This is a genomic window from uncultured Limnohabitans sp., assembly GCF_937889215.1.
GTDB lineage: Bacteria > Pseudomonadota > Gammaproteobacteria > Burkholderiales > Burkholderiaceae_C > Limnohabitans_A.
On the sequence record NZ_CALBEX010000004.1, the window covers coordinates 1 to 6,916 of the forward strand.

At 60.9% G+C, this 6,916-nt stretch carries 4 protein-coding genes and 1 pseudogene; all 5 read right to left on the minus strand.

Annotation, left to right across the window (positions count from 1 at the left end):
- Positions 1–1,588, minus strand: a 1,588-nt coding sequence (rpsA, locus tag Q0341_RS00055; protein ID WP_299509634.1) for a 30S ribosomal protein S1, incomplete at its 3' end; no start/stop codon positions are given.
- Between the two features lie 218 nt (positions 1,589–1,806).
- Positions 1,807–3,825 carry a bifunctional 3-phosphoshikimate 1-carboxyvinyltransferase/cytidylate kinase gene (locus Q0341_RS00060; protein ID WP_299509636.1) on the minus strand — a complete coding sequence of 673 codons (2,019 nt, stop codon included), beginning with the start codon at positions 3,823–3,825 and terminating at the stop codon, positions 1,807–1,809.
- 2 nt (positions 3,826–3,827) lie between these two features.
- Positions 3,828–4,760: a prephenate dehydrogenase/arogenate dehydrogenase family protein gene (locus Q0341_RS00065; protein WP_299509638.1), complete on the minus strand. Its 933-nt coding sequence runs from the start codon at positions 4,758–4,760 to the stop codon at positions 3,828–3,830.
- Positions 4,757–5,856, minus strand: a pseudogene (gene pheA / locus Q0341_RS00070) (prephenate dehydratase). The gene Q0341_RS00065 and the pseudogene pheA overlap by 4 nt, the downstream one beginning before the upstream one ends.
- A gap of 27 nt (positions 5,857–5,883) precedes the next feature.
- Positions 5,884–6,915 carry a 3-phosphoserine/phosphohydroxythreonine transaminase gene (serC, locus tag Q0341_RS00075; RefSeq protein WP_299509640.1) on the minus strand — a complete coding sequence of 344 codons (1,032 nt, stop codon included), beginning with the start codon at positions 6,913–6,915 and terminating at the stop codon, positions 5,884–5,886.
- Between the last annotated feature and the right edge of the window lies 1 nt (position 6,916).

Sequence of the window (6,916 nt, forward strand, 5' to 3'; positions counted from 1 at the left end):
CTTCTTGTTGGTCAACTTGGTCTTTGGCTTTGATCGACAACTGGATGTTGCGGGTCTTGCGATCCACGTTCACCACCACTGCGGTCACTTCGTCGCCGACTTTCAGCACATGGCTGGCGTCTTCCACGCGGTCACGCGAGATTTCGGACACGCGCAGGTAACCCACGATGTCTTCGCCCAGGTCGATTTCGGCGCCCTTGGCATCCACGGTCTTGACCTTGCCGGTGACGATCTGGCCTTTGTCGTTGATCGACACAAAGGTCGTGAACGGATCGGAGTCGAGCTGCTTGATGCCCAAGCTGATGCGCTCGCGGTCCACGTCCACAGCCAAGACCAAAGCCTCAACTTCTTGACCCTTCTTGAATTCGCGAACGGCGTTTTCGCCGGTTTCGTTCCAAGACAAGTCAGACAAGTGCACCAAGCCGTCGATGCCGGCAGCCAAGCCCACGAACACGCCGAAGTCGGTGATCGACTTGATCGGGCCCTTGACGCGGTCGCCGCGCTTGGTGTTCTGAGCAAACTCTTGCCATGGGTTGGCACGGCACTGCTTCATGCCCAAGCTGATGCGGCGCTTGTCTTCGTCGATCTCGAGGACCATGACTTCGACTTCGTCACCCAAAGCAACGATCTTGGACGGTGCCACGTTCTTGTTGGTCCAGTCCATTTCAGAGACGTGCACCAAGCCTTCGATGCCTGGCTCGAGTTCCACAAACGCGCCGTAGTCGGCGATGTTGGTGATCTTGCCGAACATGCGGGTGCTTTGTGGATAGCGGCGGTTCACGCCCATCCATGGGTCGTCGCCCATTTGCTTCAGACCCAAGGACACGCGGTTTTTCTCGGTGTCGAACTTGAGGATCTTGGCGGTGATTTCTTGACCGGCCGTGACCACTTCGGAAGGGTGACGGACACGGCGCCAGGCCATGTCGGTGATGTGCAGCAAACCGTCGATGCCGCCCAAGTCCACGAACGCACCGTATTCGGTGATGTTCTTGACCACACCATTGACGATGGAGCCTTCGCGCAGGGTTTCCATCAGCTTGGCGCGCTCTTCGCCCATGGACGCTTCCACCACGGCGCGGCGTGACAACACGACGTTGTTGCGCTTGCGGTCGAGCTTGATGACCTTGAATTCCAGGGTCTTGTTCTCATAGGGCGACAGGTCTTTGGTAGGACGTGTGTCGACCAAAGAGCCAGGCAAGAAAGCGCGGATGCCGTTGACCAAAACGGTCAGGCCGCCTTTGACTTTGCCGCTGGTCACGCCAGTGACGAATTCGCCGGATTCCAGTGCTTTTTCCAAAGACATCCAAGAAGCCAGACGCTTGGCGGTGTCCCGCGACAAGATGGTGTCGCCGTAGCCGTTTTCGATGGAGCCGATGGCCACCGAGACAAAGTCGCCCACCTGGACTTCGACTTCACCCTGGTCGTTCTTGAACTCTTCGAGGGGCACATACGACTCGGACTTGAGACCGGCGTTGACCACAACGAAATTGTGCTCGATGCGCACGACTTCAGCGGTGATGACTTCACCTGGGCGCATTTCCGTGCGCGTCAGTGATTCTTCGAATAGGGCGGCAAATGATTCAGACATGGTATTTCCTCATCCACAAGTTCAGGACTGACGAGCGCGACATGCGTCGTTTCCAGGAGCTGAGCGTGGCGATTGGTTTGCGGCGTGAGCCGCGGTTGGTTGATAAAACAACCACCTGGCCAGTGTGCAAGCTGCACGATGAGAGCCGGGTGGAACTTCAGGTCAGCCCGCACAGGGCGGGCTGAGGTGGCTGTTTGCGGTTTGTGAACTGGTGTAGATCAACCGAAAACTTGCCGGCTTTGCCACCAGACCATCACCTGTTCCACCGAGGTTTCGATGGTCAGTGACGAGTTGTCCAGTTGCAAGGCATCTTGTGCTGGCTTGAGGGGCGCCACGCTGCGGGACATGTCCCGGGCATCGCGCGCCTCCAAGTCAGCACGAAGAGAATCGATATTAGCCGAAAAACCCTTCAAAATCAATTGCTTATGCCGTCTTTCGGCCCTTTGGGCCGCGCTGGCGGTCAAAAACACCTTCAACGGGGCTTCGGGGAAGATCACCGTGCCCATGTCGCGGCCATCGGCCAAAAGGCCTGGCAGGCGCTGAAAGCGGTGTTGCAGTTCGACCAAAGCCTCTCTCACGGCGGGCAGCACCGAAACTTTGGAGGCGTTCATGCCGCCTTGTTCGCTGCGGATGGCGTCGGTCACGTCGACGTTGCTGAGCAGCACTTGCTCGCCATCAAAGCGCACGGGCAGACTGCGGGCCAATTTGACAATCGCAGCTTCATCGGTGGCTTCCAGTGTCAGGCCCGCTTGCAAAGCGGCATGGGCCGTGACGCGGTAGAGCGCGCCTGAATCCAAGTAGTGGTAACCCAGCTGCGCGGCCACGCGGCTGGCCAGCGTGCCTTTGCCCGAGGCCGTGGGGCCGTCGATGCAGATCACGGGGATGTTCGTGGCCGCTGTGTGCGCCACCGAGAACAGGGCCTCGAAGTAATCGGGGAAGGTCTTGGCCACGCACTTGGGGTCTTCGATGCGCACCGGAACCTGGTCGGCGTTGAAGGCGGCCAGCGAAAAACACATGGCCACGCGGTGGTCGTCGTAGGTGTGGATGCTGGCGCGTTGCCATTGGCCCTTTGCCAAAGCGTTGGCAAATTGACGGTTTTGCAGGGGGTGGATGGTGATCCAGTCCGGGCCTTCTTCGACGGTGGCACCGAGCTTGCGGCTTTCGGTGGCCATGGCCACGATGCGGTCGGTTTCTTTCACACGCCAGCTGGCGATGTTGCGCAGCGTGGTAGGGCCGTCAGCGTACAGCGCCATCACGGCCAGTGTCATGGCCGCGTCGGGGATGTGGTTGCAGTCGAGGGTGATGCCTTTGAGTGGCCAGGCACCGCGCTGAATCTCCAACCAGTTGGGGCCGCTGGTGATGTTTGCGCCCATTTGTGCGGCGGCGTCCATGAAGCGGATGTCGCCCTGGATGGAGTCTGCGCCTACGCCCTGGATGCGGATACCGTTGCCTTTTGCGATGGCACCTAAAGCGATAAAGTAACTCGCCGAAGACGCATCGGCTTCGACGTGGATGTTGCCGGGCGACTGGTAGCGGCTTCCTGCTGGGATGACAAAGCGCTCCCAGCCTTGGCGCTCCACGGCAATGCCGTAGCGCGCCAGCAGGTTCAGCGTGATCTCGATGTAGGGCTTGCTGATGAGTTCGCCCACCACCTCGATGGTGATGGCGCGGTCCTGCGCAGCCAAGGGCAGGGCCATCAGCAAAGCTGTGAGGAATTGGCTGGACACATCGCCGCGCACGGGAATGGGTTTGTCAAGTTGCAAGGCAGGCTGACGAACACGCAGCGGCGGAAAGCCCTCGTTGCCCAGATAGTCGATGGCGCAGCCCAGCTCGCGCAGCGCATCCACCAAGTCGCCAATCGGACGTTCGTGCATGCGGGGCACGCCTTTGAGCGTGAAGTCACCGCCTTGCACAGCCAACGCGGCCGTGAGCGGGCGCATGGCCGTGCCTGCGTTGCCCATGAAAAATTCGATCGCCTCGGCAGGCCAGGCGCGACCGCCCAACCCGGTGACGGTGACTGTGCTGCCTGCCACATCGACCCCACAGCCCAGCTGGCGCAGCGCGGCCAGCATGACGCGGGTGTCGTCCGAGTCCAGCAGATCGTGGACCACGGTGGTGCCTTGGCACAGAGCGGAGAGCAGCAGTACGCGGTTGGAGATGCTTTTGGAGCCAGGCAGGGTGACGGTGCCGGACGCGCCTTGCAGCGCAGGAAGGTCGAGGAAGGCGGTGGAGAACATATTTAGTCTTCAGATGCGATGTTGCACGCGTTGCCCGCTTGCAGCGTCCAGGCCGAGCGCACGTCGCTGGCTTGTTGAATCAATTGCTGCAGCGCCGCGTTGTCGCCTTGCTTCAGGGTGGCTTCGAACTGGTCGAGCGCTGCGCGAAAGTGCGCCACTTGCGTGAGCACTTGGGCGTGGTTGGCGCTCAGGATGTCTCGCCACACCGATGCGTCACTGGCGGCGATGCGTGAAAAATCCCGAAAGCCCGGGCCTGCCATCTCCAAAAACGCAGTGCCTTGTGGCTGCGCAGTGAGCGCATTGACAGCCGCAAAAGCCAACAGGTGCGGCAAGTGGCTGACGGCCGCAAAGGTGGCGTCGTGCGCCTCGGGCGTCATGTGGTGCACATGGCTGCCGATGGCCGTCCAGACTTTGTTCGCCGCTTGTATTTGCCGGATGCTGTTTTGCGGCAGGGGGGTCAGGATGGTGCGGCGGTCTTGGTACAGCGCGGCCTCGGCATGCTCAATACCCGCCACCTCTTTGCCGGCAATCGGGTGTGCGGGCACAAAGCAGCCGAGCCGGTCGCCCAAGGTGGCTTGAGCGGCTGCAATCACGTCGCATTTGGTCGAGCCCACGTCCATCAGCAAGGCCTCGGCCCGCAGCACATCGCGCATGGCGGCAAAGCTGCTGTGCATCGCGCCCACGGGCACGGCCAACAACACAAGATCTGCCCCTTGTACGGCTTCGGCCACACCGTTGCAGGCTTGGTCAATGACACCCAGCGCAAGGGCGCGTGAGCGGGTTTTTTCGGACGCACTGAAGCCGGTGATGTGTTTGACCAGACCTGCCTGGCGCAAGGCGAGTGCAAACGAGCCGCCCATCAGGCCGCAGCCAATCAGGGCCAGGCGCTCGAAATGAGGCTCCAAACGAGGCGCGGTCGTGCGCTCGGGGTTCATTCAGAAACAGGGTAAGAACCCAGCACCTTGTAGAAGGCGCACAGACCCTGCAGTTCTTTCAAAGCTGCAGCCACATGCGGCTCGCTGGCGTGGCCTTGCAAGTCAATGTAGAAGTAATACTCCCACTGGCCGGATTTGGCGGGACGGGACTCAAAACGCGTCATGGACACGCCGTTGTTTTTGAGTGGCACCAGCAAATCATGCACTGCACCGGGCTGGTTGGGCACGGACACCACCAAGCTGGTGCAGTCCTTGCCGGAGACGGGGGGTGTGGCCAAGGTCTGGGGCAGGGCGATCACGGCAAAGCGGGTGCGGTTGAAGGCTTCGTCCTGGATGGCGTGGTGCACGATGTGCAGGCCAAACTGGCTGGCCGCGCGCTCGCTGGCGAGGGCCGCCCAAGCCAGGTTGGTGGCGGCCAAGCGTGCACCTTCGGCGTTGCTCGACACAGCGCGGCGCTCGACATGCGGCAGGTGTTTGGACAGCCAACCCTGGCACTGGGCCAGCGCCTGGGGGTGCGCCATCACGACCTCGATGCCCGCATCGGAATTGAGCTGGCGCAGAAGGTTGAAGCGAACTTGCAGGCTGACTTCACCCACCACATGCACGGGCGAACGCAAGAACAAATCGAGTGAGCGGCCCACCACGCCTTCGGTGGAGTTTTCCATGCCGACACGCCGTATTGGGCAGTGCCCGCAGCGGTGGCGTGGAAGACTTCGTCGAAGTTGGCGCAGTAAATCAGGTTGGCCGCACTGCCAAAAAACTCGATGGCGGCTTGTTCACAAAACGTGCCCTGCGGCCCGAGAACCGCCACGCGTTGCGGGGCTTCGAGCGCCAGGCAAGCCGACATGATCTCGCGCCAGATGGCGGCGATGTGTTCGTTCTTGAGTGGGCCGGGGTTGGCTTGGGTGATTTTGTCGATGACTTGCGCCACGCGATCGGGCCGGAAGAAGGGCGAGCCTTCGGCGCGTTTGATCTCGCCCACTTGCTCTGCCACATGGGCGCGCTGGTTCAGCAGGCTCAGCAGTTGGTTGTCCAACGCGTCAATTTGCACACGCAAAGCGCCCAGGGCGTCCGACTGAATGGGTTGTTGGCTCATGTCCGCAAGTCTTTCAGAGGGCCGGGTTCAGGCCTGTTTTTTTTCAAATTCGCGCATGTAAGCCACCAGCGCCTGCACACCTTCGAGGGGCATGGCGTTGTAAATGCTGGCGCGCATGCCACCCACTGATTTGTGGCCCTTGAGCTGCAGCAAGTTCGCCGCTTTGGCACCGGCCAAAAAAGCGTCGTTGCGCGATTCGTCACGCAAGAAAAAGGGCACGTTCATGCGCGAGCGGCAGTCTTTGGCCACACGGTTTTCGAACAGGCTGGAGCTGTCGAGAAAGTCGTACAGCAGCTGGGCCTTGGCGATATTGCGTTGCGCCATGGCTGCGATGCCGCCGTTTTTCTTGAGCCACTGGAACACCAGCCCCGCAATGTAGATGCTGTAAGTCGGCGGTGTGTTGTACATCGACTGGTTGTCACTCACCAGCTTGTAATCAAAGGCGCTCGGGCAATGCGGCAGGGCTCGGCCCATCAGGTCTTCGCGCACGATGACCAAGGTGAGCCCAGCAGGCCCTAGGTTCTTTTGCGCACCGCCAAAAGCCAGGCCCACGCGTGACCAGTCCACTGGGCGCGAGGCCACATGCGACGAAAAATCCACCACCAGTGGGGCGTCACACCCTAGGGCTTTTAGGTCGGGCAGTTCGTGGAACTCCACACCGTGGATGGTTTCGTTGCCGCAAATGTGCACATAGCGGCTGCTTGCGCCAATTTGCCAAGTCGGTGGCGCGGGCAGGGTGGTGAAGCCATCGTTCTGTGCCGAGGCAGCCACGCGCGCCGTGCCGTATTTGCCGGCTTCTTTGAGCGACTTTTGGCTCCAGCTGCCCGTGAGCACAAAGTCCATGGCCCCGCCTTGCGACAGGTTCAAGGGCACGATGGCGTTTTCCGCCAAGCCGCCGCCTTGCATGAACAAGATTTTGAAGTGAGCGGGCACCGCCAGCAACTCGCGCAAGTCAGCTTCGGCCTGCTCGTAAATGCTGATGAACTCCTTGCCTCGGTGGCTCATCTCCATCACGCTCATGCCAGAGGAACGGCCTTGTGCATCGTGCCAGTCCAGCATT

Coding starts and splice junctions, on each gene's coding strand:
- Q0341_RS00060 (WP_299509636.1), bottom strand. CDS start 3,825: ATGTTCTCCACCGCCTTCCTCGACCTTCCTGCGCTGCAAGGCGCGTCC.
- serC (WP_299509640.1), bottom strand. CDS start 6,915: ATGCTGGACTGGCACGATGCACAAGGCCGTTCCTCTGGCATGAGCGTG.
- Q0341_RS00065 (WP_299509638.1), bottom strand. CDS start 4,760: ATGAACCCCGAGCGCACGACCGCGCCTCGTTTGGAGCCTCATTTCGAG.